Source organism: Nostoc sp. DSM 114167 (assembly GCF_052692655.1).
This window is the reverse complement of record NZ_CP195116.1, coordinates 2054692-2080872: the sequence shown is the minus strand read 5'-3', so window position 1 is coordinate 2080872 and position 26181 is coordinate 2054692. Positions and strand designations below refer to the sequence as shown.

Here is a 26181-nt window from a genome sequence, read left to right as displayed (position 1 = left end):
GCCCGATGCCTCTTTTCCATGCCCAGTCCCTTTTATTTACTCTTCAGGTTTATAACACCGGAGCCTTCACGTGCTGAATTCTCCCCTGAAGTTGGAACAGTTTCTCGACATCAAACCTTATCCAAGTAAATGGTTTGTATTGTTTTCGTCTTCTAAAAATTATCTCTACTTTTGGACAGATTTAATATGTTTTTTCTATCAAATTCGTTGACATTATTTTACTTTTTTTATTGTATTGTAAATATTTATTTACATTTTTACAATCAGCAACTAAAGTTATTTATATGTCTTGATAATAGTCAATTTTTAACTACAGCTACTTGCATCCTAATAATGCTTTTTATCTGAATTTCTTTTATTCCTTGGTAGTAAACCATTGTAGTGGCAAAAATTTCATAACATTTGTTACGGTTTTTAAAGTTTTTAATTCTGGTATATCTGGTTTTAATTGTTCTGCGATCGCTAATTTTGGTTCAGCTTGTGTAGGTTGAAAATTATATAAATAAACAAAAGCTAAATAAATCCATGTGTAAGGATTTTGAGCATCATATTTAGTTAATTCTTTTAAATTTTGGATTAATTCTGGGACTTGGCGCTGTAAAAGTTGTGATAAGACTAAAGTGTAACGCCAATTTAAATTACTTGGCTCCGTTTGCAGATAATAATTAGCCGCAAAATCAATTTGTTTTAAATAATCCTGAGTGGGATCGTATTGATTGAAATGACCTATCTGCGCAAAGATATTATTTAATTTACCCTGTTGTAACTCTTGCGCTAGCTGTGAAGTTCGGGTAACTAAATCTAAAGCTGGCGATTTTTCTACTGTTCCTACATCTGTCACATTTACAGTAGTATCTGGAATATTTAAAGATGTGGTTTTGTTGTTTCTTCTATCTAAATATAGTGCTGATAGCTGATATTTTCCTAGTGGTAGTGTTTTCGGAATAAATGTAGCTAAAGCTTCTTTCACTCGGAAAGTTCCTTCAGGATGACATTTGATGCCACAGTATAAATTACCTAAACCAATAGCGTGATCGTGATACCAGGATGATTGGCCATTTTGCCATTTTAACAGTAATATACCATTTTGCAAATCATTCCATGAACCTGTTATTTCATAGTTTACAGGATTGTTTTTATCTAAAATTAATTGTTGAGAAATCGCCACTTTTTCTAAACTAATTGCAGACTCGCTATTATTGATTTTTTCAACAGTTACAGGAGGATTTTTACAGTTATATAAACGCATTTTATCTCCATGAGGTAATATCCAATCACCCTGTAATTTCAAATCAGTAGAAGATTCGACTAAAGATTTTAATTTCCTTTTAGTCTCTCCACTTTCTCCAGGTCTATATGGTTCATTATCCCTAGTAATATACCAACAAAAATATTGTAAATCTTGCTCTATCTGAGATAATTTGGTTGTTAATTTTCTACCAGATACGCGAAAATCTGCTAATGCCCCAAAATAATTTAAAGTATACTCATTTATCTGTGGTGTAGAAACAGGAATTACCCCTAAATTAGACCTTAAATATAAATTAGTTTCGGTTATTTTGTGTATCAATTTTTCTAGAGGATATTCTTTAGCATCATTATTAGGTAGATGTCTACCACCCCATGCTTGAATTAAGGGTAATGGAAACAAATTGTTTAGTAAAACTATGCAACTTAATACTAAAGTGGCTAATCTCAGTCTATCAAAATATCTATTCTCAACTAAATTAAATAAATCCGCCAATATTAAACTAATTATTGGAAAGCATGGCAGAATAAATCTAATGTCTTTATTTGTGCCCAAAGAACAAATTATATAGCTACTTACTAAGGTAACTAATAACCAAATTCGAGCCGATTTATGGAGATTTGCTGAAATTAAATTAGTAGTAGATTTATATTTAATCAGATAAACCAATAAAATGCCAATACTCGCACATAATATTGGTAAACCAACGCTTTCTGGGATCATTTGTGGATAGTATAGCCATCCAGCAATAGTTGTAGGCGAAGGATCGCCCTCGCTTTTTCCAACGTGGTTAGCGTTTAATGCTGATGTAATAATTGTTAACCAATTTAAGCCATACCAAAAACTACAAATTAACCAAGCTATTATCAAAGATAAGCAAGCTTGAATTAGTTTGATAAATCTACGTTTTCTAATAAAACTAATTAATACCCAAATACTAGGAACTAAAATAAAAATAAAACCTGTCGGTTTAGCCAACAAGATTAAACCTATTCCAACGCCCAATAGGATAGTTAATGCCCATGAGAAAAACCCAATATAACTATCTTTCCAAATTGTCAGGACTGTAAAAGTTACTGTAACAATTGCTGTTAAACCATAATCTAATAAATAATCTGTCCGAATAATTCCTAAAATAGGAAATAACACACAAAATATGCTGGCAGTTATGCTAATTTTTCGATTGTCAAATAAAAAATTACCTAAATGATATACTGAAACTATAATCATTGCAGTATACAATAAGTTGACCAAACTTGCTTGGTCATATCCACGGCCAAACAACATCAAAAATGGAACAGTGCAAATATATACAAAAGGAGCGCGATAACTCGGAGTTAATTGCCACAGAGATAACCACCAATCTCCTGAAAAGATATTGAAGTTTTGAAAAATTTCATAATGACGTAATGCTATAGCTAAATGCGCGCTTTGATCGTAGGCTGGAATTGAGTCATCTATGAAAAACCAAGCTCTATCTATAGCTAATGCTATCACCCAAATTATTAATAAAATCAGATAATCTTTTCGATACTGAGAATGGTCAAAATTGCTCATATTAATTTGCTCAAAAACCAAGTTTAAACAATTATATATCTGTCATGTATCGACTTTTATTAATACCAAAATAAATATGTATAGTGAAGACCTATGCCGCTTCCAAAGGTCAAGAGATTCTAGTAGCGGAAGATTCGCCGATTCAGACGCTGGCCGACCTAAAGGGTAAAAAGCTCGCTTTTGACAAAGGCTCAAGCGCTTATTATGTGCTTGTGCGATCGCAAGCAAAAGTCGGACTCGATTTTAGTGGCATTAAACCAGTTTATTTGGCACAATCGAAGGCGCTGCCCCGATTCCGCCCAGGTGAAATCGATGCTTGGGTGATTTGGGTTCTCTACACAGCTACTCTTGTCCATTGCAGATTTAGAGAACATATTTGATGATAAAGCCTACTGGCGTGGCAAGACAAAAATAGTGCATAAAATTTAGCTCTTGTGGGGTGGGCCGGAAAGCCCGCCCGGACGGGTGAGGACACCCATCCCACAAGAAAATTTATTGCAACATTTAAGGCTTGCCACGCTACTACAGTTTACAGACTAAGCAAAACTGGATTTATTAATCTGACACTGACAATTTATACAGCTTTGCCTAAAATAGTTACGTTTTTAAACGCAAAGCGACGCTAAGGAAAGCGCAGAGGTACACAGAGCTTTTTTAGTGAGATTTCTATACTCACTCGCGCGTTCAAGATATCATCTGGCTATCTGAGCCGAATGCTTGCTCTGTAAGCCTAAATTTAAAGTTCTTGACGTGTCGGACGGATGATCATTTCATTCACATCAACATCACTGGGTTGCTCAATGGCGTATGCGATCGCACGGGCAATGGCATCTGCATCAATGGCGATTTCATAAAGTTGGTTAATTCCCGCTGCTGCGTCTTTATCGGTAATCGTGTTAGCAAGTTCGGTGGCAACGGCTCCTGGTGAGATATTAGTCGAACGGATTTCACCATTTGACTCTAACCGCAGCCCCTCAGAAATCGCCCGCACTGCGTACTTAGTGGCACAGTAGACGGCTGCTCCCGGAAACACCTTATGTCCGGCTACTGATGATAGGTTAATGACGTGACCAGACTTTTGCTGACGCATAATCGGCAACACGGCAGCAATTCCATAAAGAACGCCCTTAATGTTGATATCGATCATCCGCTCCCACTCCTCTACCTTTACTTGGTCGAGGGCAGAAAGCGGCATCAATCCGGCATTATTGATTAGCACGTCGATCCGGCTGTATGTACTCAAAGTTTCCTTGGCTAAAGCTTCCACTTGGGCGCTATCTGCTACATCCGTTACTTGATAGGTTGCAGTCCCTCCTGATTTAGCGATCGCTCCAACCAATTCTTTGAGCCGATCTTCGCGTCGAGCAGCCAGCATCAGTTTGGCTCCACTAGCAGCAAGTCGCTTGGCAGTTGCCTCGCCTAACCCACTGCTGGCTCCGGTGATGATTACCACTTTGTTTTCAATCAGAGACATATTTATTCCTGGGGATTATTGAGTATGGCTCGTGAAACATCGGGTGCTGTTTCAGATGAACTCAGCATTATTTAACCATATCAACTAGTTTGTATACTCGATCGACGTTTTTGGATCGCCAACATCACTAATCCGAACCGCTACAATACTTTTCGGGTAAAGCATTTTTAACTCGGAATCGGGTTTGGGGAAAAGGGTAAAGGGGAAGGGGAAAGGGCAATACACTAATGTTCTTTTCCCCAACAAGTTACGAAGCCCCTATTTTTAAATATGGAGAATAAAAAAAGAAGATTTTTAAGACACGTAGTGCGATAAGTAAGCCGCGTCCATATTTGAAACCCCTGCTTTTAAGTTACTGGTTCCCTTTCCCTTTCCCCTTTCCCCCTTTCCCTTTCTTCACCGTTCTTTGCCGCTTTTGCGAGTAAGTCACAGACTTCTTCATCGGTCGTTTGAGGAAAGCTTTCGTACCAAAGACCAACGCTCTGGAAAGGGTTGGGTCTGGAGATGCAAACGATTTCGTCAACCTCAGTTTCTAACTCTTGGCAAGTTTCAGGTGCAGCCACAGGCACAGCAATCACAATCTGAGCGGGTTGCTGTTTTCGCACAGTTACCACAGCAGCCCACATCGTTGCACCCGTTGCTAAACCATCATCTACCAAGATGACTGTACGTCCTTTCAAATCTTTTAAGGAGCGATTTTGGCGATAAAGGCGTTCCCGCCGCTCTAACTCCCGTTCTTCTTGTAGCGCTACCCTGGCAATTACTTCATCGGATATCTTCACCAGGTTAATAATATATTTATTGACTATCCGCACACCACCAGAAGCGATCGCTCCCATCGCTAGTTCTTCTCGATCGGGCACACCCAATTTACGTACCACTAAAACATCTAAGGGAGCATTTAAGGTTTTGGCAACTTCAAAAGCAACGGGTACACCACCCCTTGGTAGCCCTAATACCAGAACATTGGGGTTGTTAGCATAAGCAGTTAACTCTTTAGCCAAAACTTGACCCGCAAACCTCCGATTTTTAAATAGCATGATGTAATATTCCTAATTGGTTTTCAAAAAAATAAATAAATATTTACAATACGTTTGTTATTAGGCTATCAACTTCAAAAAATGGAGCAATTGAATAAATTCCAAACTTGTTGTTATAGTTCAGATGTTCTAAATCGATCTTAGAAAGCTAAATATTTCCTGTCCTCCACTAACGGAGCGACATCTTCAATCTACAGTTCTATCAAACGGATGAGTTAGCTTTAATGCACAAGATTTCTGCATCTTGTGTTGAGACTATTTTACTATTCCCCACTCAATATCCTTCCCCAAATGGCTTGTTGAAATGAGATTGTGACGTGGTTAACTCTCACTGTGGGGGGTTTACTGCTGTAGGTAACTGGTGTTAGCGTGAAGCAAAGTTATAGGGCGATCGCAAAACAAGGGTAATATGGAAAACCTAATGTTTAAGTAGGGGTGCATTTGAAAACTGCTATAAGTTTTGCCACTTGCTAACATTTACTGTTAGACTTTTACTGAGTATCTTTTTTACTATCAATTGAAAAAATACTTAATTGTTAGCAGATGCAAAAATCTATGAAAATCCAGTGATAATGCAATTGTTAATTCTTCGCATGTCCCCTATTGCAGACCTTGTGTTGATATTATCTTTACATTATCTCTAAATTGTGAACATAAGATAATGCACCATCTGCTTGTTCGTTATATAATGCTTAATATTACAGAAAAAAGTCATCAAAGTTACCCAATTAACACTTTTGAATAAAAATTAATAGGGTAGAATTACTGAATATGCTTGAAAATCAAAAGAAGGGTGTTTTTAATGATCGGCTTAACCAATTCAGAAAACGGCACAGTTAGCAGCACAGCAGCTACTAAGAGACTGGCAAGGGCGATGATGGTTTCTGGTGGACAGTTTTCACTGTTATTAGCTTGTTGTAACAGTGTTCAAAAGCAGGAGCAAGTGCTGAATTTGCTAACAGAATTTTCATCAGCAGATATCCACGAAATTTTGCTCTCACCTACTGACGAAAAATTATACACAGCTATTAAAAGTGAAATTGGTACTACTCAACCCGAAGCTTTGATGGTACGAGGCTTAGAATCTGTAGTGGCAATTAACCAACTGATTACTAGTACCAATATCATGCGAGATGAGTTTCGGAAACAGTTTCAGTTTCCCTTGGTGTTGTGGGTCAATGATGAAATTCTGCGTAAGCTAGTCTGGCTAGCACCCGATTTCAAAGACTGGGCAGCTAGTACTATTAGATTTGATGTACCGAATAATCAGTTAATTGAATCTGAACAACCTATTAGCGCTTAATATTGCCCGAAATTGCTTTCACAATCTTATATATGCTAAGTTGAGCCGAGCAAAACCGAAGCTCAGATTCTGTCAAATTATTTTCTAAAATTACTTTTATTTAACCCTCCTGACCAAGTAAGCTAAAAGCTCCTGAAAGCTATTTTCAAAATTAGAAGATAGTAAAAATTAAGGGTTATAACAATTAAAAATTAGACATCTTGCATCAAAAATAAAGAACTCTACCCCGCATTTGCTAAGGAAAACGCTCCCCTGCCCAAAACATCGGGGAGGATTTGGGGCAATACAGTTCGGTTAAAGAGAAAAGGGAAAAGGAAAAAGATGAATTCAAACCTTTACCCGCAAACCCATTCCCCTTTTCCCAAACCACAACAAATATGAAAAGTGCTTATCCGAACCGTATTGAGCGTGGGGTGTTAGAGACTTTTGTAAGAGGTTTTATTGATTGTTTTGTTATCAGCGTGCCGATGATAAAATGAACTATTTTACTAATACTATTTTACTAATATTTAAGTGCTTCAATGTTCATCTCATCGTCACCCTTACTTACAATTTTCTCGCTAACCATCGTCACAAATCTTGTTTGAAATAGCTGAATCAGCTCTCCCACTCAATAGGGATTTGAATCAATCCGTCCCCTTTTGACACTCCTGAGATAGTATCCAGAAGTTGGTCTATTTCTTAAGTTGAAGGTGTCGCCACTGCGGACTTTCCAAATTTTGTAATTGGAAAAGGTCAAAGGCTTTCGGGGTTCGCATACTTCTGGCAGATGATTGCCAAGTACAAAGTATGCCGCACCCCTACCCATAACTTTCACCAAACCGTTTTTATCCACAAGAACCGATGTACTTTCACTAACCGCTATACCTAAAACACTGCTAGATACACCATCCTTAATTTGACGGGCAATGAAAGTCATAATTCGACCCATTCTTTCCCGCCTGTCAAAATGTGTATCTACGATAGTTCCCTTCAAATTACTCCAATTGAAAAAATTGTAAGTAAAAGTAATGTCTCGGTACGGATCTTCGAGTGCGTCTCTAGTTTCAATGCCTTTTTCGGAAGAAGCGCAAGCATCATAGACACAATCACTTTGGATCATTGCACCTGCACTAGTGCCACCAATTCCACCTCCCTTAAGGTAAACTGACTTAACGGCAGCCTCAAGCTTGGTATCTTTCCAGTTGCGGATATATTGACATTGATCCCCGCCAGCAAAGAAAACTACATCAGCATTTCGGATTTTTTCATAAATCTCAGCTTTGTTTGCCTCTTGTCTATCCCTAACCAGAAGAGTTTCCACAAAATTTACGCCCTTCATGGCATAAATTAGCCGATTGTAATCGTGATTACCATTAGTGCGGAGAACTACAACATTAACTTTAGTGCTGGAGTTACTACCTCCCCTAACTTGGTTAATCATCCACTGGATAGCATCATCGACATCGGGGCCTCCCCCACCCAAACTCAGGACTGGGCCCGCTAAGGAGGGACGGACATCAAAGGAGGGAGTGGAGGAGCGAACATCAACAGTATCACCCAGGAAGAAGCGTTTCCAGCTTGCAATAAAACGGGTTATTAGGAAGGTTCCCATCTTCAACAACTTGATTCCTGTACTTTTCAAGCGCCTTGCTATGCTTGGGAATGCCTTTGTCATACTAAACTTCTAGAGCAAACTGCAATTATTGCTAGGCTGTGACGTATTTTAATTGCTTATTTATTCGTGAAATTTGTCCTTTGTCATTAATCATTTATCAGTTGTTGTGAATAACCAATTGACTTAGGACAGTCTTAACGAAAAATGTGCAATTTAGACGCGCACTAGCTTAACTGTGGCACTAGATCGGGTAAAATTTCCAGCGTACAGGTCTTGTACTGTTTGTTAACGCAAAATAACGCAGAGCGATCGCTAATTCTCTGCGTTACTGTGCAAAAATCTCTACATTGCTTGTAGCGTTTAATTCTGGTCAGATGAAACCTAAAATAGATTAGGTGTTGGTTGTCACTGTCCAGATCCTTCCGTAGTTACTGGGAATAGTTACCCAATATTCTGAATAACTGGGAACGCCGATTAAATTGTTTTCACCATTTAGTTCTTCCTGATAATTGCCAGCAATTGGGAACCAGAAGGGTACATCTCGATCGCGATCGCTAAAGTTAAGTGCTACTAGGCTAAACTTGTTACCATGTTTGCGCGAGAATAGCAGCACATTTTTGGAATGATAGCGGTCATAATCGTTGTAAAAGAAATGGTCGCCTTCGGTAAACTGCGGTTGCTGACTACGCAGTTTAATCAACTTACGTACTAAGGAAAGTACGCTCTTACCAATGGGGTCATAAAAATAATCCCATCGTACAGGTCGAAGCAACATCACTCTACCAAAACCTTGTTCTGGCAGGAAATAGTTTTCACCAAATTCCTGACCTTGCCACAGTAGCGGAATCCCTTTACCAGTGAAAATCCCAATTAGGTAAGGCTGGACTTTATACCATAAGTCACGATTACCTTCTTTTAATAAATCATTATCGCGGGCGATCGTACCAAAGTTACAAACAAAGCGGGAGTGGTCGTGATTTTCTATATATTGCAGTGCTGTTTTAGCAATTTTGTCACCATTGTTTGTAATCTCTGAAGGATAGCCATCTAGACCAAGTTTAAAGCCAAGATTAGCTAAATCACCTTTATTTCCATGAGCTACACTTTCAGCTGCACCAAAAGTTTCATTTTGCCAGGTAGAGTTGGTATAAGTTTGTTCGAGAATCTCCTTTGGCCCTTCTAATTGTTCAGCACACTGAATCAAATTGATCGTGTCATCCTTTGTGTCATTGTTAAAGAATCTCTGCCAATACTCGCCAGCTTGTCTTTTTTCTTTGACTGTTTTGTAAGTGTTAAAAACTAGGTTAGCGTAACCAACTCCTGTAGAACCATCCCAGTAATTGGGTACGCAGTCATAGCGAAAACCATCGACATGATAAACATCTAGCCAATGATAGTTGACTGTATAGAAAAAGTCTTGGGTAAACTTGCGATTATAGTCTGTACTTTCGCCAAATAAATCTTTAGCAAATTTTCCCATAAAAGGATTATCACGATACCCTAGTTTTCTGTAAACATAAGAGTAGGGAAAACTATCACCAGTGTGACCATAAACGGCATCTACAATTACAGCAATGTTGTTTTGATGTGCCGCATCAATTAAAGCCTGTAAATCTTTTCTGTTACCAAATCGTTCATCTACACCAAAATAGCCAATTGGTAAAAACCCCCAATCTACTGTTAAGGCTACATTGGAAAGTGGCATGATTTCCAGACAATTAACTCCCAAATCTGCTAGATAGCCGAGTTTTTCAATTGTTCCATCAATATTGCCGCCGAATTCATCAATCATCAATTCGTAGAGAACAATATCTTTTAAATTTGGAGTTTTCCAGGTTTTTTCTTTCTGGCTCCACTCATATTGTTGATAGCCAAGTGTGAAAGCGGATAATTTACCTACACCAAATTCTCTGGCAAAAGGGTCAATAATCCAATCTATTTCTCCCCGCTCGGGATTTTGTAAGCAATAGCGGTAAACATATCTACCTGGTTCTCCCCATGCAGATTTGACACTGGGTTTTGATTGAGTTTTGATATCTATTTGAGTTGACCAATAATCACCATACTCTGAGTCGATAGAATGCTTGAGTTCAAATTCTAAGGGTTGAATATCTTGGAGAAATTGATCTTTTTCGTGGATAATTTTAATTATTAGTCGATTTCCATCCTTTTGAGAAACCCAAGGCAAAAATAGTCCAAAATCAACAATACCGTTGGCTTCTCTAGCTCCTAGTTTATCTAAAGGAAGCAGTTTCATATAGTCATCCTTGATAATTAGCTTTTTCTAGTGTTACTGATTTCGGAATTCCAAAAATACAGCATAATTCAGGAGTAAAACACGCTTTCTACCTGGGTAACAGATTTAGCTTGTGTACCTTACCAACTTGAACTATGCTGTAATAGCTAAAACCAGATTAAATTTGCACTACTTCAGAAATTGCAGCAGTACCAGCTATAAACTTATCAAAGGTTGATTAAGGATTTATGCAAGTTCAAATAAAATTTTAGCTCCCCAACTTCTTGAAGAAATCGGGGAGGTATCTTACCACGGTATTTGCGATCGCTCTTGCACAACTTGCTGATATACTTGCTCAGTTTGCTTGGCTAGTTTTGGCCAGCTAAAGCGGCGCTCTAAATCCTCATAAGCGTTATCCACCAGCCATTGGCGATAACCTGGATTTTTCAACACTTCCAAAATTCCCCAAGCTAAAGAATCGGGATTGTTCACCCAAGTGACAATGCCTGTTTTGGTATGTTGTACCACTTCTGGAAAACCACCAGTATCAGAAACTACTACAGGTACACGAGAAGCAAAGCTTTCTAAAGCCACAATTCCAAAGGGTTCGTAAAGACTCGGAAAAACCGCACAGTCAGCGACAGTTTGAAATTTATCTAAGTATTCATCGGAGAGAAAACCGGTAAAATAGCAATGATGCCAAATTCCTAAATCCCAGGCTTGGCGCTTGAGATGGTCAGTATTGCCGCCACCAACGATTACAAATTTCACATTACCTCCCATTTCTGAAAGGATTTTGGGTGCGGCATTAAGTAATATGGGTATACCTTTTTCGTAAGTCATACGACCGAGGTAGTAAACTATTTTCTCTTCGTCTGCGGCAAATTGGCGGCGAAAATCCAGAGCATGAAAATCGATATGATGCTGTTTCTTTTCGGCTCGGATACCGTTATAAATGACATCGATTTTGTCCCAAGGACTATGTAGCGCTCGTTCTACTTCTTGGCGCATATAGTCGCTACAAACAATAATCCGCCAAGCGTTGTAAGCGAGCAAAGTTTCTTTGCCATTTATATAACTTTGAGTATCTGTGTGAATACCGTTATAGCGTCCGTATTCAGTAGCATGAATTGTGGCAATTAGTGGTATTTTAAAATTATGCTTGAGAGCGATCGCAGCATCTCCGACTAACCAATCATGGGCATGAATTAAATCAAAGGGCCCTTCTTCTAAAATCAATTTACCACCGTGATCTCCCATACTCAAGTTGAGATTCACTATCCAGTGGAAAAAGTCGTTGCTATATGCCACTGGCACTCGATGTATCTTTACTCCTTCAACTACTTCATACATCGATGCGTGACCAAACTCAGCTGTAATCAGGTGAATTTCATGTCCTAGCTTTACCAGTTCCGGGTACAACTCCGCCACATGTCGTGCAATTCCCCCAATAATCCTTGGTGGAAACTCCCAACTCAGTACCAGTATCTTCATCTACTAGACTCCCCAACACTTTATAAATATCTAACAAACTACATTTACCTAAAAATACAAGTCTGGCGAATGTAGTGAGTACTTTTACTAGAATTTTTAGATTTTTTAACAGTGATTTTGTTAAAGGCTATCGACTTTAAGCTCAGGATAAAAAGCAAGATATAGTAATAATTCGTAATGAAAACAATTGAGCCTCTGGCAACTCAGTTGTCAAGAAGGGATAACGACGGAAACTGCATGAACTCGATCCCGTCCTTGCTGTTTGGCTACATAAAGTGCTTTGTCTGCTGCATTAATCAAGTCTGGCGGCGAAATTTCGGAATTTGGCACAATGCTAACAACACCTAGACTAACGGTAACACGATCGCATACGCGAGATTGAGCATGGGGAATGGCTAAGTCGCGGACTGCTTGTCGAATAGTTTGAGCTACATAGATTGCTCCTTGAATCTCTGTATTAGGCAGAATGATAGCAAATTCTTCTCCACCGTAACGAGCAACTAAATCGGCTGGACGCTTAAGAATATTTTTGAGGGCACTTGCTAATTGCCACAAACAATCATCCCCTCCTAAATGACCATAAGTATCATTGTAGAGTTTAAAAAAATCGACATCTAACAAAATTAAAGACAGTGAAAGTTGCTCGCGTTTGAGTCGCTGCCACTCAGCTTCAAGATACTCATCAAATCGGCGGCGATTGGCTATTTGAGTCAAGCCATCTAGGGTAGCTAATCTTTGTAATTCTTCATTGGCTGCTTGCACTTGCTGGTAAAGTATTGATTGATGAATAGCGATCGCTACTTGACTAGCCAATTGCTGCAACAAATTCACTTCAAACGCTTGCCAATAACGAGGTGCGGTACACTGGTGAGCAATGAGTAAACCCCACAGATGCTCTTCATTCAAAATCGGCACTATTATAGCCGCTTTAACTTGATAGAGTTGTAATAACTCAAAAACCTCGGCTGAAAAATCAGATTCCTGAATATTATGGAAGACTTTAGGTAATCCCTGGTAATAGTCGCTAAAATCTCGTTTGAGCGAAAATGGGTGCATTGTCAGTTCTAATCTCTGAGGATAGTCATCACCCACTGATTTTGCCGCAAAATTCCCACTTCCGTCAGATTGTAACTGGTAGATAGCTACGGAATCTGAACCCAAACACTGGCGAATACTATTTACTGTTGTATTCAGAACCTCCTCCAAATTCAGTGATTGCCGAATCTGTTGAGTTACTTCAGTAATTAGCCGTTCTCCCTCTGCTTGCTGTCGCAACATCACTTCGGCTTCTTTACGAGTGCTGATGTCTTCTACCGAGCCAAGAATCTGCGTTGGAGTGCCGTTAGCATCTCTGGTAAATACGACTTCTCGTGTATTTAGCCAACGCCATTCTCCATTTTTGTGTCGGAATCGGTATTCAGTGGAAAGTACTTCATTGTCTTTAAGGTTGACAAAGCGAGTTGGTAAGTTATGGCAGAGGTATCGATCGTCTGGATGAAAGCAATTTATTAGCCACTGCGGATCTGCGTTACAAAATTCCTCTGGAGAGTAGCCTAAAATAGCCAGACTTTTCTGATTAAGATAGATACTTGTTCCTTGTAAGAGGTCAAACAAATACAAAATATGGGGTATAGTATTAGCAACCTTTTGCAGAAAGTCTTGACTGGAGCGCAATGCCTCTTCAGCTTTGCGGCGTTCCTGAAGTGCGACTTTATATTCAGTAATATCTCGTCCTTCAGAAATGAGTAGTGTCACACGCCCGGTTTCATCGAGTATGGGACGCAGTGAGAAATCAATCGCGATCGCTTGACCATCTCGACCTACAATGTCAATTTCATAGCGAATCGATTCACCATTAGCAGCAGCTGCGATCGCAGTTTTTAATTGCTCTTGAGTATTTAGAGAAATTGTCCACCACTTTGCTTCCCAAAAAGGCTTGCCAACTACTTCTTCCCGATTAATCCCAGCAAAGTCTAGTGCTGTTTGATTGGCTTCTAATACAATTCCATTCGGCTGAAGCAATCCAATAAACTGAATGGTTTGATTGAAAATCGCCCGGAATTTTTGCTCATTTTCACTTAAAGCTTGTTCTACCCGTTTGCGATCGGTAATATCTCGTCCAACAGATTGAAGTTCTACAATCGCACCTCGATCATCAAATATTCCTCGAACAATCCACTGCGTCCACCGCACTCCTTGGCAAGCTACAACGCGATTTTCAATTGCGATCACGGGATTTTCTAAGCTAATGGAATTTACCAGACTAAACACACGTTCCCGATCTTCCTCAAACACAACAGGTTCGTAGTGCTGACCGATAATTTTGTCTCGCTCCAGTCCAAAAAATCGACAGTAAGCTTCATTAATAAAGGTAAAAGTGCCATCTGGTAAGCCTCTAGCAATCAATTCTGTTTGGTCTTCGAGGATGGTACGATAAAGTTCTTCGCTCTCTTGTGCTTGTTTGCGTAAACAAAGCTCGTCATAGACATCGCTAATATCCAATACTAAACCCTGAAGTAGCTGAGTTTGTCCATCGGCACAAAAAACGAGATTGGCTTGGTTTCGTACCCAAATTATTCTGCCATCGCGCCTAATCATCCGATACTCAATCCTCAAAGGCTCTCCAGTAGCGATTGTAGTATTTACAGCTTGCCAAAGGCGATCGCGATCGTTTGGATGAGTGTAATCTAACCAACTATTGAAACCAGGATTCCAATCTTCGGGAGCAATGCCCAATAATTGTTTCAGTTGCGGACTAATATAAGCTTCATTTGCAGTGGTATTAATCGGTGAGATATATACAACGCCCGGAATTTGTTCTACCAGAGTGCGATATTTTCGCTCTGCCTCAGAGAGTTTTTCTTGGGCCTGCTTGCGACTCATGATATTTTGGCTAGTGGTATAAAAGTAGTGATTTTTCTCTTGTCAGTCCTTATATAGCAAGGGTTTACAGTCTCTGCTATCACTATATATTTACCACTACCTGAGAAAATATACTAACAGCAAGTTACCACAATACTACTCGCTTTGTGCATTTTGAACTCAGAATTTGGTTTGGGGAAAAGGTTACTGGGGTTGGGTTAAAGGTTTTTTCTTTCCCTTTTCCCCCGCCCCTTATCCCCTTCTTGGGGCCCCACCTTCCCCTTTTCCCTAAAACCCGACAAGTATTGCAAGTTACCACTATTTCTTAAAAGATGCTGGAATTTTTCACTTTCCTTGTGGTCTGGGGAATGGGTTTGCGGGTAAAGGATGTATTCAAAACCTTTTCCCTTTACCCTTTCCCCTTTACCCTTTAACCAAACCGTTTGTTTTTGGATAAACACTCTTAAATTAGCTTTGATCCAAGCGCAGTACTGCCATAAAGGCTTCCTGGGGTACATCTACAGTACCTACAGATTTCATCCGTTTTTTACCTTTTGCTTGCTTCTGCAAAAGTTTTTTCTTTCGACTGATGTCACCACCGTAGCATTTGGCTAACACATCTTTGCGCAAAGCCGGGATGTGTTCGCTGGCAATAACTTTACTGCCAATAGATGCCTGAATTGGCACTTTGAATTGATGGCGGGGAATTAGTTCCTTGAGTTTTTCTGCCATTGCCCGTCCGACGTTGTAAGCTTTATCTCGATGCACAATCATCGCCAAGGAATCGACGGGATCGCCGTTAATCAGGATATCCAACTTCACCAAAGGATTTTCACGGTAGCCAATGATGTGATATTCCATACTGGCGTAACCACGCGATCGCGATTTCATCTGGTCAAAAAAGTCAGTTACAACTTCCGCCAAAGGTAGCTCATAAGTAAGTGTAGTTCGTCCTTGGGCAAGATATTTCATATCTTTGAAGATGCCCCGACGATTTTGTGACAACTCCATCAAGGTGCCAACATAAGTTTCCGGGGTAATCATCTCTACTTGCACGTAAGGTTCTTCAATTTTTTCGCGATCGTTGGGAGAAGGTAAACGGCTAGGATTATCGATGTACAGTTCCTCACCTTTGATAGTAATCACCTTATAAACCACCGAGGGGGCTGTAATGATTAAATCCAGGTTATACTCTCGCTCTAGACGTTCTTGGACAATTTCCATGTGCAGCAAACCCAAGAACCCGCAACGGAAACCAAACCCCATCGCGCTGGAAGTTTCTGGTTCGTAATGCAGCGCTGCATCGTTGAGTTCCAGCTTTTCCAAGGCTTCCCGCAAATCTTCAAATTGATCGGCATCAATGGGGAACATTCCACAAAAAACCATCGGGTTCGCTTCTGCGTAACCTGGTAAGGGTGCCTCTGCTTTCGCCTTACTGAGGGTAATCGTGTCTCCTACCCGTGCATCAGCTACAGCTTTAATTGCCGCTCCCAAATAGCCGACTTCCCCAGCGTGCAGTTCATCAACTTGCTTTTGCGTCGGAGAAAGGACACCTAACTCATCAATTTCAAATTCTTTACCCGATGCCATTAAATGGATGCGATCGCCTTTTTTCACGGTGCCATCCATCACCCGGAAATACACAATTACTCCCCGGTAACTGTCGTAATAGCTATCAAAAATTAACGCTCGTAGGCGTTCATTTATCGTATTTTGCGGTGGCGGTATCCGCTCAACAACTGCTTCTAAAATCTCATCAATGCCAATTCCTTCTTTGGCAGAAGCCAGAATCGCCCCACTGCAATCTAGACCGATGATTTCTTCAATTTCGCCAATTACCCGTTCTGGTTCAGCCCCTGGCAAATCAATTTTATTCAAAACCGGGATAATTTCCAGGTTATTCTCTAACGCTAAATATACATTAGCCAAAGTTTGCGCCTCCACACCTTGGGACGCATCTACTACCAATAGCGCTCCTTCGCAAGCAACAAGAGAGCGGGAGACTTCATAAGAAAAATCCACGTGTCCCGGAGTATCAATCAAGTTCAGCACATACTGCTGACCATCTTTAGCTGTGTAGTTCATCCGGGCAGCTTGCAGCTTAATCGTAATGCCGCGCTCCCGTTCCAAATCCATATTGTCGAGAAACTGTTCCTTCATCTGTCGGTCTTCAACAGTGCCAGTAGCTTGTAGCAAGCGATCGGCGAGGGTTGATTTCCCGTGGTCGATGTGAGCAATAATACAAAAATTGCGAATGCGAACTGCGGGAACGTCAGTCATATACTATCTTTGCCTTAGCAGCAACCAAAGTTAAAAGGGCAATTTACTTAATGTATTTTAATGCTTTCTTAGCCAAGACGCTGCTAGCTTTTAGTGCTGAGTTAGGAGTTAAGAGTTATTATTTTTCCCCTGCTCCCACTTCGGCTCATTTCGGCTACGCTCAATGACCAACGCTCAGTGACCACCTGCCCCTCGGTCACTGAGCGACTTGCCTTGAGCGGAGTCGAAGCGAGTCGAAGTGCTGCTCCTCTGCTCCTCTGCACCCTGCGCCTCTTCACCCCATCTTGAACTTTTGATCTAAATAGGTGGACGTTTAAGAATATTATGAAGGTCTATTTGTCGCTGCTAGTATTCAACAGTTAGGAGCGTACAATAAATGTAAATAAGTACATCTAGGGATCGTGTCGGGATCGTGGGCAATTGCGACTGCTAATTGCCCGTAATTGCCAGATCGAGCGGCAAAATTTCTAGAGCCATTGTCTAGTCAGTTATATGAAAAATGCGATTTAAAACTTAAAACTGTTACTTTGGTGCTATTTCAGGGAACTATTGAACTGTGCCCTTGAAAATTTTTCAGCGAATTAGCCCAAATAAATGAATATAACTACTTTACAAAGCTTTAGACCAAACCAATTCAAAGAATTCAGAGTATATAAACCTATGAATATGAGAGAGAAAACTACCAAAGCGGAAAATACACCAGCCGATAAGGTAGAAATTGCTGTCCGCCTAGACTCCGAGTTACTAGAGCAAATTCAGCATCTCACCAATGACCCAAGTAAAGTAATTGAGGTGGCGATTCGCCAGTGGTTACGGGGTGAACTCCTTAGAGATGACGAACTAACGCGTACACCTGTGCGTACCCCTGTTCCTCCTCGCGGTGAATGGAACGATTAACGCCATTACCATTATTTAACTGTCAATGCAAGTTAAAAAAGTAAAGTTTGCCAATCTGGTTTTCAGAACACCAAAAAATACCCCATCAAACACAAAAAAGCTGTAAAAATTTATGTTTAAATTTCAGCGGCTTTAGTAAAATTACGGTCGGATACCCTTTGTCTATCCAACTCAATTAATGACTATTACTGCCAATTCCCAATTGTCAAATGTATTTTCCCAAAATCTGGAATCTATTACCAGTAAGACTGATGGCTCATTACCAACTCTAGGAGCCGAGTTAGTTTATACGCAAGATGGGGCAGGACGCTATCTGACCTTTTGTTGGCAGTACAGCGAACTCCTGGGGTTAAATACTGAAAAAATAGTTGACGAGCTGAACCAGACTCAAACCTTTGTCCCAGTCGATAAGGTTAGTTATTTGGAACGATTGCACCGAATTTTGACAAGTTTGGTGCCAGAAAGGTTTCAATGTTGGTTTAGCTACCACCAGGAATTATTTGAGTTGGACTTAGCGATCAGTCCGATTATGCCGAGTTTGGGAACCACTGCCACTACCGTTTTAGTGATGGGAAGGTTAGTACAAGCCACACTCAACAAAAAACAAGCGCGTGTGGCATCAAAAACGCCCACACAAATAGAGTTGGCTTTGCGATCGCAGCAGCACCAAAAACTGGTAAATCGCATTACCAGAAATATTCGCCGGACATTAGATTTAGATATTATTTGGCAACAAACAGTTGACAGTTTAGGGAAAGCACTGCGGCTAGAACGCTGCATTATTTGTCCTTATCAGCCCTCAAGCTCAAAAGTGCAGGTGAAAGCTGAGTATCGCCAGCCAGAACTCAAATCAATGCTTGGTTTAGACATAGATATAGCTTCTGAGCCTGCCTTTGCTCAAGCCTTGGCAACCCTAGAACCAGTTACGATGGAAGTGCCTGGATACAAAGAGTCTGGGCGGCAGAAAACTTTAGTAGTTGCGACTTGCTATCAAGACCAAGCTAATGGATTGGTTGCCTTGAATTGGCAGGATGAATGCTACACATTAACAGAATCGGAATTAGAACTGGCAAAAGAAGCAGCAGATCAATTGGGAACTGCGATCGCTCATGCTACTTTATATGAAGAATTAGAAATAGCGCGTCAAAAAGCCGAAGAAGCTTCCCGCCTCAAAAGCGAGTTTCTGGCTAATGTATCTCATGAAATTCGTACCCCCCTCAACGGTATGATTGGCTTTTTGAAGCTGATTTTAGAAGGGATGGCAGACGATCCAGAAGAACAAAATCAGTTTTTAGCAGAAGCTCATCACTTATCGATACATCTGCTGAATATCATCAACGATATTTTGGACATTGCCAAAATCGAAGCTGGGAAAATGGAGCTAGCTTACGCTCCAGTCAAGCTAGATGAGCTATTCAGTCATGTAGAAGGTTTCATGCGTCCCCAAGCCGAAATGAGAAACCTCAGCTTTCAGATGCAAATGCCTGCTACCTCCGATGAAATCATTGTTCAAAGCAATTACCAACGGTTGTTACAAGTCATGCTCAATTTGGTAGGTAATGCCATCAAATTTACCCATGAGGGTGGCGTTACCGTCAGCGCTGATTTAGTACTCAAAAAGGCGAACTTTCAAGAGCAGCAATTTCCTGGCATGGTGAGAGTACGTGTGGCAGACACTGGTATTGGTGTTTCCTTAGACAAACAAGATAAATTGTTTCAATTATTCTCTCAGGTGGATGGCTCCCGCACTCGCCAGTACGGCGGCACAGGTTTGGGACTGGCAATATCCCAGAAGCTAGTGGAGGCAATGGGCGGCGAGGTACATTTTTATAGTCTGGGCGAAGGACTTGGCTCAACAGTCACATTCACCGTGCCACTATATCAACAACCAGTCATGGTTTCGTCTAACGATAGCGACTCAACAAGTAGTGCTGAGTGCTAAGTACTGAGTTTAGATACTTGGCAATAGTGGGTTTTGAGTTTTAAACTTTAAAGTTTTTTAGTAATTATTATTTAACCCACCTTCTGCACTCAGGACTGTCATAATCGGTTATTGCAGCAAGACTTTCAGACGTTACGTAGCTGCTCCATGTCATGCTTACTACTTTTACCCCTCATTGTCATTGCTGTTATATTTAATAAACCAATTTGTACTACTAACAATTCCTGTTGTTAGACACTGGGTTTTGATCCTTTGTAGTTTCTCGTTTACTCTAGCTTGAAGAGAGTCTAAAATTCGTTTAGCCTTTTCTGTCATTGCAGCCGCATATTGCCTCGTTTTTGAAGTATCCTCTGTATTCGCCCAAAAATCTTTTTGCTCCTCAAACCATATTTCTGCTCTACTTACTTCATCAAATGTATAACCTAGTTCTCGTATGGCTTCGTCATTAAGCCGATCAGCTATACATAGACGCATACGCCATAAACAATCTTCTAAGGTGCCATAATTGTAGTCTTGCTTTTCACCGTCAGGTGCGTTATTATCCTGTCTTACAAATATCCACTTACTCTCATCTGAGTATTTGCTATTAACCATAAGCCTTTTCGTTATGGAATCGTTCTTTACGACATTAGTAAATAGTACAGTTTTTACCAAAACCCGAACATAGTGTCAAATGTCAATACGACCTCTGTGAGGGTTGGCAGCTTGCAAAAGAGACTTAACGGAAAAAGTCAGATTACTTATTACTCAGCACTCTTGAGGGGTATTGGAAAAAACCTTCCTTGTCCTCACCTGTTTGTGTTCTCTTCAGTACTTTAAAAGCTAAAGTAGAGTAGGAGGGCTTGCACGAGAAATTGTTCAGCTAACCTAATATCGAGTTGCTAAAACCAGCAGTGGTTGAGTCAAAAGTCATAAAAAACTGACGCCTGACAATCTAGCGGCAATTAGATTTAGGATCGATTTAACAAAGCTGGAAAATAAAACTTTGGATAATGGTTAATGAGTAAGGGTGCATTGGTTAGAGGGATCTTTATTATTCAATGCCCCATGCCCCATTCCCCATGCCCATCCCTAACTTAGCAGGTCTAAACTATGGAACTCACAATTGACAACGTTGAAACAGTCTTAGATGAAATGCGCCCTTATCTCATGTCTGATGGCGGCAACGTGGAACTCGTAGAACTTGATGGGCCCGTTGTCAAACTGCGGCTGCAAGGTGCTTGTGGATCTTGTCCCAGTTCTGCAATGACCCTGAGAATGGGTATTGAGCGCCGCCTTAAGGAAATGATTCCCGAAATTGCAGAAATTGAACAAGTGGTGTAAAAGTTAGGAGTTAGGAGTTAGGAGTTATGAGTTTTGAATTAACTCCTAACTCCTCATTCTTAACTCCTAACTATTTCTATGTCCCATCCTCTCTACATTGCTTTTATCTGGCATCAACATCAGCCGCTGTACAAGTCCCCTGGCAGCGGCGTTTCGCTATCTCCCAGTCAGCAGTACCGTCTCCCTTGGGTACGCTTGCATGGAACTAAAGATTATTTGGATTTGGTATTGCTCTTAGAGCGGTATCCTAAGTTACACCAAACGGTGAATTTAGTTCCATCGTTGATATTGCAACTCGAAGATTATATTGCTGGCACTGCTTTTGACCCTTACCTCACAGCCAGCTTGACACCGGATGAGCAACTCACCCAGCAACAGCGTGAATTTATTATCCAACACTTTTTTGATGCCAATCACCATACCCTGATCGATCCTCATCCCCGCTATGCCGAGTTGTACCAGCAAAGGCAGGAAAAAGGGCAAGCTTGGTGTTTAGCAAATTGGGAATTGCCAGATTATGGTGATTTGCTAGCTTGGCACAATTTGACTTGGATCGATCCGCTGTTTTGGGATGACCCGGAAATTGCTGCTTGGTTAAAAAAGGGTCGGAATTTTACTTTAAGCGATCGCCAGCGCATTTATTCTAAACAGCGAGAAATTCTTAGCCGAATTATCCCCCAACATCGGAAAATGCAGGAGGCGGGACAGCTAGAAGTTACCACCACGCCTTACACCCACCCGATTTTACCCTTGCTAGCTGATACCAACTCCGGTCGGGTAGCTGTGCCCAATATGACACTACCAAAGCAGCGCTTTCAGTGGGAAGAAGATATTCCCCGCCACTTGCGGAAAGCTTGGAACTTTTATAAAGAGCGCTTTGGACAGATACCTCGTGGTTTGTGGCCTTCGGAGCAGTCCGTAAGTCCACAGATACTTCCACACATTATTAACCAAGGGTTTAAGTGGATATGCTCAGATGAAGCCGTCTTAGGGTGGACGCTGAAACACTTTTTTCATCGGGATGGAGCGGGGAATGTAGAGCAACCAGAATTGTTGTATCGACCCTATCGCCTGCAAACCGCCGAGGGTGATTTATCAATTGTATTTCGCGACCATAGATTATCAGACTTGATTGGTTTTACTTATGGTGCAATGCCTGCAAAAAAGGCAGCCGCCGATTTAGTAGGACATTTGCAAGCGATCGCTAAAATGCAAAGAGATAGTCATAGCGAACAACCTTGGCTAGTTACCATCGCTTTGGACGGCGAAAATTGCTGGGAATTTTATCCCCAAGATGGCAAACCTTTCCTAGAAGCTTTATATCAAAGTTTGAGCGATGAACCTCGCCTCAAACTCGTCACTGTCTCCGAATTTCTCGAAGAATTTCCAGCCACAGCCACCATTCCGGGAGGACAACTACATAGCGGTTCTTGGGTAGATGGCAGTTTTACCACTTGGATCGGTGACCCCACCAAAAATCGTGCATGGGATTATTTGACAGAAGCTAGAATTATGCTTGCAAATCATCCCGAAGCGACGGAAGAAAACAACCCCGAAGCGTGGGAAGCATTGTATGCCGCAGAGGGTTCCGACTGGTTCTGGTGGTTTGGTGCAGGACACTCCTCAAATCAAGATGCCATCTTTGACCGATTGTTTCGAGAACATCTGTTTGGCATTTACAAGGCATTAAATGAACCTGTACCGCCCTATCTCAAGCAACCAGTAGAAATCCACGAAGCACAGAAAAACCACACCCCACAAGGATTTATTCATCCCGTCATTGATGGTAGGGGTGATGAGCAAGATTGGGACAAAGCTGGACGCATAGAAATCGGCGGGGCGCGAGGGACGATGCACAATAGTAGTGTCATCCAGCGACTTTGGTATGGGGTCGATCACTTAAATTTCTATTTACGGCTAGACTTTAAAAGTGGTGCTGCACCAGGACGGGATTTGCCAACAGAATTGAATTTGTTGTGGTTCTATCCAGAAAAAACAATGGTCAATAGCCCAGTTCCCTTGGCAAATGTACCAGATGCAGCCCCACTGAATTACCTTTTCCACCATCTTTTAGAAGTTAACTTGCTGACGCAATCGATTCAGTTCCGGGAAGCGGGAGACAATCATCAATGGCATCCCCGTTTCAGTCGCGCTCAAGTAGCAATAAATAGTTGTTTAGAGTTGGCAGTACCGTGGGCAGACTTGCAAGTTCCGCCAGATTATCCTCTGCGTCTGATTTTGGTGCTTGCAGATGAAGGGCGTTTTTCCAACTATTTGCCAGAAAATGCTTTGATTCCCATTGAGGTGCCTTAACATTTAATATTCTTGGTGTTATACCATTTCACGAAATACATATTTAGGGGCGTACATCTGTATGCCTCTACAGATGATTCATTGATGTTACAAAGATTTTTGAAAATCATATTTATTTAATTTTTTTAGTCTTAAATATATTTGGCTATGTTCAAACTATATATTTAGACTAGGTTTCAGAACGGAGAGGGCAGGGTGGTTTCATACGAAAAAAGAAAAATACATAAGTCTTGATTTCTCATGTATAATCATAGATTTTGACCCCTCTCCAAACCTCTCCCCGAAGCGGAGAGAGGCTTTGAAACCCATTTTTAGTTTTTCTCTCGTTACATAAAACCACCCTGGGTTTCAGAACGGAGAGGGGGGGATTCGAACCCCCGTTAAGTTTCCCTAAACAGACTTTCCAGGTCTGCGCCTTAAACCACTCGGCCACCTCTCCAGGTGTCACAAGTTCCGATCATACTATAAAATCCCAGAAAATGCAAAGATAAAGAAAGATATTCTAGATTGAATTTGATAGTCCTAATCCCAAAACGCAAATCCAGATGTCCCGTACATACACAATTAAAGTTCGCGATCGCGCCACTAACAAAACATACACCCTACAAGTGCCAGAAGACCGCTACATCCTGCACACTGGCGAAAAACAAGGGGTGGAACTACCGTTTTCCTGTCGCAACGGGGCTTGCACTGCTTGTGCTGTGAGAGTGTTATCAGGAGAAATTTACCAACCAGAAGCGATCGGCTTGTCGCCAGATTTACGTAAGCAAGGTTATGCCTTGTTGTGTGTGAGTTACCCCCGTTCTGACTTGGAAGTAGAGACGCAAGATGAAGATGAAGTCTACGAACTCCAGTTTGGACGCTATTTTGCTAGGGGAAGAGTTAAAGCAGGTTTACCCTTAGATGAGGAATGAAGAACAATTCAGAATTCAGGAGTCAGAATTCAGAATTCTGTCTCGATAAACAATTCAAAATCACCGAATTTTTGATGCCTGTAAATTTTGGTGAGTGGGTGCGAAAAATAGCGATTTTGGCTTGCTTATTGCTCTTGGTGAGTTGTCAAGGTAAAAACCAGCTGCCGAACAATGAAGCCCAGGTGAAAGTAGCGCGGGTAGTTAGTGGGCAAAGTTTGGAAGTTTTGGGCATGGCTGAACAACCAAATTTGATTTCCCAAGTGCGGTTAGTGGGTGTTGATGCACCAGATTTGCGACAACGCCCTTGGGGGGAAGCAGCAAAAGAACAGTTAGAGAATCTAATTGGTGGTGTAGAACAATCGGTAACGCTGGAGTTTGATTTAGAAGCAAAAGACAAAATCGGGCGAACTCTAGCTTATGTGTGGAAAAATAAGGTGTTATTGAATGAAGAATTAGTTAAACAAGGAAATGCAATGTTTGTAGGGCGATCGCCTAACCATAAGTATGACCTGCGTTTAGAACGTGCCCAACAATGGGCTAGACTCATGGGGCAAGGAATCTGGAACCCAGAAAAGCCCATGCGCCTCACTCCCGCCGAGTTTCGCCGCCAAAATCTTTGAGGAGCAGGGGGCAGGGAGCAGGGAAAGCAGGGGGCAGAGGAGCAGGGGAGCAGGGAAGCAGGGGAGGCAGGGGGGCTGGGGAAAAGGTTAAAGGTTAAAGGGAAAAGGAATAAATTTAATCTTTCCCCTTTTCCCCTTACCCCTTTCCCTTTCCCCATACCCAATGACAAATGACAAATACTTCGGCTTCTCTTCGAGACGCTACGCGAACGCTCAGTACAAGTGACAAATGACAAATGACAAATTTACAAATTTTTCTAGATATTGCGACAGAAGCGGCCTTGGCTGCTGGTGCTATTTTGCAAGGTTACTTGGGTAAGTTAGAAGATGCAATTATTGAAAAAGGACGCTCTGGTGATTTAGTCACAGCTGCTGATAAAGCTTCAGAAGAGTTAATTTTAGAAATTTTGCGTTGCCACTTTCCCCAGCATTCGATCCTCGCTGAAGAATCAGGGAAATTAGGTAATCAACAGAATGAGTACCTCTGGGCAATAGATCCTCTCGATGGCACAACCAACTACGCTCATCAATACCCATTTTTCGCCGTTTCCATCGGGCTGTTAATTAATGGTGTTCCCCAAGTTGGTGTAATTTATGACCCATTCCACAACGAGCTATTCCGTGCTGCTGCTGGCTTCGGGGCAACGCGTAACCGTCAGCCCATCAAGGTTTCATTAACATCTGAACTGAGTAAAAGCCTACTAGTAACAGGATTTGCCTACGATCGCCGCGAAACCTCTGATAACAACTACGCAGAATTTACTCATCTTACCCATCTTACCCAAGGAGTTAGACGTAGCGGTTCGGCATCGCTCGATTTGGCTTATGTTGCCTGTGGACGTGTCGATGGTTACTGGGAACGGGGACTTTCTCCTTGGGATATTGCTGCTGGGATAATTTTGGTACAAGAAGCCGGGGGCAAAATCACCGCCTACGATGGTACTGCTGTCAAAATTGAGTCAGGTAGAATTCTTGCTACAAATAGTTATATTCACGACTCTCTCAGTAACGAACTTTTACGGGTTCCGCCACTGTCAGCTTGGGTGTAACAAATGGGGGCTTTCTCTACGACTTTGGGTA

At 41.3% G+C, this 26181-nt stretch carries 18 protein-coding genes and 1 tRNA gene; 9 read left to right on the top strand and 10 right to left on the bottom strand.

From position 1 onward, the window contains the following. Window positions 1–355: 355 nt before the first annotated feature. Window positions 356–2806 carry a hypothetical protein gene (locus NSTC731_RS08995; protein WP_445630497.1) on the bottom strand — a complete coding sequence of 817 codons (2451 nt, stop codon included), beginning with the start codon at window positions 2804–2806 and terminating at the stop codon, window positions 356–358. Between the two features lie 83 nt (window positions 2807–2889). On the opposite strand from NSTC731_RS08995, the gene NSTC731_RS08990 reads away from it, so the two are divergent. Next, window positions 2890–3186, top strand: a complete 297-nt coding sequence (locus tag NSTC731_RS08990) for an ABC transporter substrate-binding protein (protein ID WP_445630496.1) — start codon at window positions 2890–2892, stop codon at window positions 3184–3186. 356 nt (window positions 3187–3542) lie between these two features. Here NSTC731_RS08990 and NSTC731_RS08985 read toward each other — a convergent pair whose 3' ends face one another. Together NSTC731_RS08985 and NSTC731_RS08980 are read right to left on the bottom strand one after the other, a co-directional pair. Continuing rightward, window positions 3543–4280, bottom strand: coding sequence for an SDR family oxidoreductase (locus NSTC731_RS08985; RefSeq protein WP_445630495.1), 738 nt, complete (start codon window positions 4278–4280; stop codon window positions 3543–3545). A gap of 347 nt (window positions 4281–4627) precedes the next feature. Continuing rightward, window positions 4628–5320 carry a phosphoribosyltransferase gene (locus NSTC731_RS08980; RefSeq protein WP_445630494.1) on the bottom strand — a complete coding sequence of 231 codons (693 nt, stop codon included), beginning with the start codon at window positions 5318–5320 and terminating at the stop codon, window positions 4628–4630. An 802-nt stretch (window positions 5321–6122) separates the two neighbouring features. Between NSTC731_RS08980 and NSTC731_RS08975 the strand changes: the two genes are divergently transcribed. Continuing rightward, the gene (locus NSTC731_RS08975; RefSeq protein WP_445630493.1) at window positions 6123–6623 is read left to right on the top strand and encodes a hypothetical protein; all 501 of its coding nucleotides are present in this window, start codon (window positions 6123–6125) and stop codon (window positions 6621–6623) included. Between the two features lie 610 nt (window positions 6624–7233). Here NSTC731_RS08975 and NSTC731_RS08970 read toward each other — a convergent pair. From NSTC731_RS08970 to lepA, 5 genes are all read right to left on the bottom strand, one after another. Then, a complete protein-coding gene (locus NSTC731_RS08970; RefSeq protein ID WP_322696019.1) occupies window positions 7234–8280 on the bottom strand; it encodes a cyanophycinase in 1047 nt (348 codons plus the stop codon). A 331-nt stretch (window positions 8281–8611) separates the two neighbouring features. Further along, entirely contained in the window at window positions 8612–10477 is a 1866-nt protein-coding gene (locus tag NSTC731_RS08965) for an alpha-amylase family glycosyl hydrolase (protein ID WP_445630492.1), read from the bottom strand. 285 nt (window positions 10478–10762) lie between these two features. Further along, window positions 10763–11950, bottom strand: coding sequence for a glycosyltransferase family 4 protein (locus tag NSTC731_RS08960; RefSeq protein WP_445630491.1), 1188 nt, complete (start codon window positions 11948–11950; stop codon window positions 10763–10765). Between the two features lie 210 nt (window positions 11951–12160). Further along, window positions 12161–14833 carry a PAS domain S-box protein gene (locus tag NSTC731_RS08955; protein ID WP_445630490.1) on the bottom strand — a complete coding sequence of 891 codons (2673 nt, stop codon included), beginning with the start codon at window positions 14831–14833 and terminating at the stop codon, window positions 12161–12163. A gap of 447 nt (window positions 14834–15280) precedes the next feature. Beyond that, the gene (lepA, locus tag NSTC731_RS08950) at window positions 15281–17092 is read right to left on the bottom strand and encodes a translation elongation factor 4 (RefSeq protein ID WP_445630489.1); all 1812 of its coding nucleotides are present in this window, start codon (window positions 17090–17092) and stop codon (window positions 15281–15283) included. 660 nt (window positions 17093–17752) lie between these two features. On the opposite strand from lepA, the gene NSTC731_RS08945 reads away from it, so the two are divergent. Both NSTC731_RS08945 and NSTC731_RS08940 read left to right on the top strand, forming a co-directional pair. Next, on the top strand, window positions 17753–17989 hold the full coding sequence (locus tag NSTC731_RS08945; RefSeq protein WP_094353260.1) for a hypothetical protein: 237 nt from the start codon (window positions 17753–17755) through the stop codon (window positions 17987–17989). Between the two features lie 178 nt (window positions 17990–18167). Then, window positions 18168–19931: a sensor histidine kinase gene (locus NSTC731_RS08940; RefSeq protein WP_445630488.1), complete on the top strand. Its 1764-nt coding sequence runs from the start codon at window positions 18168–18170 to the stop codon at window positions 19929–19931. Window positions 19932–20096: 165 nt separating this feature from the next. On the opposite strand, the gene NSTC731_RS08935 is transcribed toward NSTC731_RS08940, so the two are convergent. Further along, window positions 20097–20525 (bottom strand): hypothetical protein, encoded by a 429-nt coding sequence (locus NSTC731_RS08935; RefSeq protein WP_445630487.1) that lies wholly within the window; start codon window positions 20523–20525, stop codon window positions 20097–20099. 498 nt (window positions 20526–21023) lie between these two features. On the opposite strand from NSTC731_RS08935, the gene NSTC731_RS08930 reads away from it, so the two are divergent. Further along, a complete protein-coding gene (locus NSTC731_RS08930) occupies window positions 21024–21254 on the top strand; it encodes a NifU family protein (RefSeq protein ID WP_012408256.1) in 231 nt (76 codons plus the stop codon). A gap of 78 nt (window positions 21255–21332) precedes the next feature. Continuing rightward, window positions 21333–23567, top strand: coding sequence for a glycoside hydrolase (locus tag NSTC731_RS08925; RefSeq protein WP_445630486.1), 2235 nt, complete (start codon window positions 21333–21335; stop codon window positions 23565–23567). A 354-nt stretch (window positions 23568–23921) separates the two neighbouring features. Here NSTC731_RS08925 and NSTC731_RS08920 read toward each other — a convergent pair. Beyond that, window positions 23922–24006 (bottom strand) — tRNA-Ser (locus NSTC731_RS08920). Window positions 24007–24112: 106 nt separating this feature from the next. Here NSTC731_RS08920 and NSTC731_RS08915 point away from each other — a divergent pair. The 3 genes from NSTC731_RS08915 (at window position 24113) to NSTC731_RS08905 (ending at window position 26150) form a co-directional block, all read left to right on the top strand. Then, window positions 24113–24481, top strand: coding sequence for a 2Fe-2S iron-sulfur cluster-binding protein (locus NSTC731_RS08915; protein WP_445630485.1), 369 nt, complete (start codon window positions 24113–24115; stop codon window positions 24479–24481). A 74-nt stretch (window positions 24482–24555) separates the two neighbouring features. After that, window positions 24556–25101, top strand: coding sequence for a thermonuclease family protein (locus NSTC731_RS08910; RefSeq protein ID WP_445632050.1), 546 nt, complete (start codon window positions 24556–24558; stop codon window positions 25099–25101). A gap of 236 nt (window positions 25102–25337) precedes the next feature. Then, window positions 25338–26150, top strand: coding sequence for an inositol monophosphatase family protein (locus NSTC731_RS08905; RefSeq protein WP_445630484.1), 813 nt, complete (start codon window positions 25338–25340; stop codon window positions 26148–26150). Window positions 26151–26181 lie beyond the last annotated feature (31 nt).

Bases quoted from the DNA above. Each gene is read 5' to 3' on its own strand.
- NSTC731_RS08995 (WP_445630497.1), bottom strand. From the start codon at position 2,806: ATGAGCAATTTTGACCATTCTCAGTATCGAAAAGATTATCTGATTTTA.
- NSTC731_RS08985 (WP_445630495.1), bottom strand. From the start codon at position 4,280: ATGTCTCTGATTGAAAACAAAGTGGTAATCATCACCGGAGCCAGCAGT.
- NSTC731_RS08980 (WP_445630494.1), bottom strand. From the start codon at position 5,320: ATGCTATTTAAAAATCGGAGGTTTGCGGGTCAAGTTTTGGCTAAAGAG.
- NSTC731_RS08975 (WP_445630493.1), top strand. From the start codon at position 6,123: ATGATCGGCTTAACCAATTCAGAAAACGGCACAGTTAGCAGCACAGCA.
- NSTC731_RS08970 (WP_322696019.1), bottom strand. From the start codon at position 8,280: ATGACAAAGGCATTCCCAAGCATAGCAAGGCGCTTGAAAAGTACAGGA.
- NSTC731_RS08965 (WP_445630492.1), bottom strand. From the start codon at position 10,477: ATGAAACTGCTTCCTTTAGATAAACTAGGAGCTAGAGAAGCCAACGGT.
- NSTC731_RS08960 (WP_445630491.1), bottom strand. From the start codon at position 11,950: ATGAAGATACTGGTACTGAGTTGGGAGTTTCCACCAAGGATTATTGGG.
- NSTC731_RS08955 (WP_445630490.1), bottom strand. From the start codon at position 14,833: ATGAGTCGCAAGCAGGCCCAAGAAAAACTCTCTGAGGCAGAGCGAAAA.
- lepA (WP_445630489.1), bottom strand. From the start codon at position 17,092: ATGACTGACGTTCCCGCAGTTCGCATTCGCAATTTTTGTATTATTGCT.
- NSTC731_RS08945 (WP_094353260.1), top strand. From the start codon at position 17,753: ATGAATATGAGAGAGAAAACTACCAAAGCGGAAAATACACCAGCCGAT.
- NSTC731_RS08940 (WP_445630488.1), top strand. From the start codon at position 18,168: ATGACTATTACTGCCAATTCCCAATTGTCAAATGTATTTTCCCAAAAT.
- NSTC731_RS08935 (WP_445630487.1), bottom strand. From the start codon at position 20,525: ATGGTTAATAGCAAATACTCAGATGAGAGTAAGTGGATATTTGTAAGA.
- NSTC731_RS08930 (WP_012408256.1), top strand. From the start codon at position 21,024: ATGGAACTCACAATTGACAACGTTGAAACAGTCTTAGATGAAATGCGC.
- NSTC731_RS08925 (WP_445630486.1), top strand. From the start codon at position 21,333: ATGTCCCATCCTCTCTACATTGCTTTTATCTGGCATCAACATCAGCCG.
- NSTC731_RS08915 (WP_445630485.1), top strand. From the start codon at position 24,113: ATGTCCCGTACATACACAATTAAAGTTCGCGATCGCGCCACTAACAAA.
- NSTC731_RS08910 (WP_445632050.1), top strand. From the start codon at position 24,556: ATGCCTGTAAATTTTGGTGAGTGGGTGCGAAAAATAGCGATTTTGGCT.
- NSTC731_RS08905 (WP_445630484.1), top strand. From the start codon at position 25,338: ATGACAAATTTACAAATTTTTCTAGATATTGCGACAGAAGCGGCCTTG.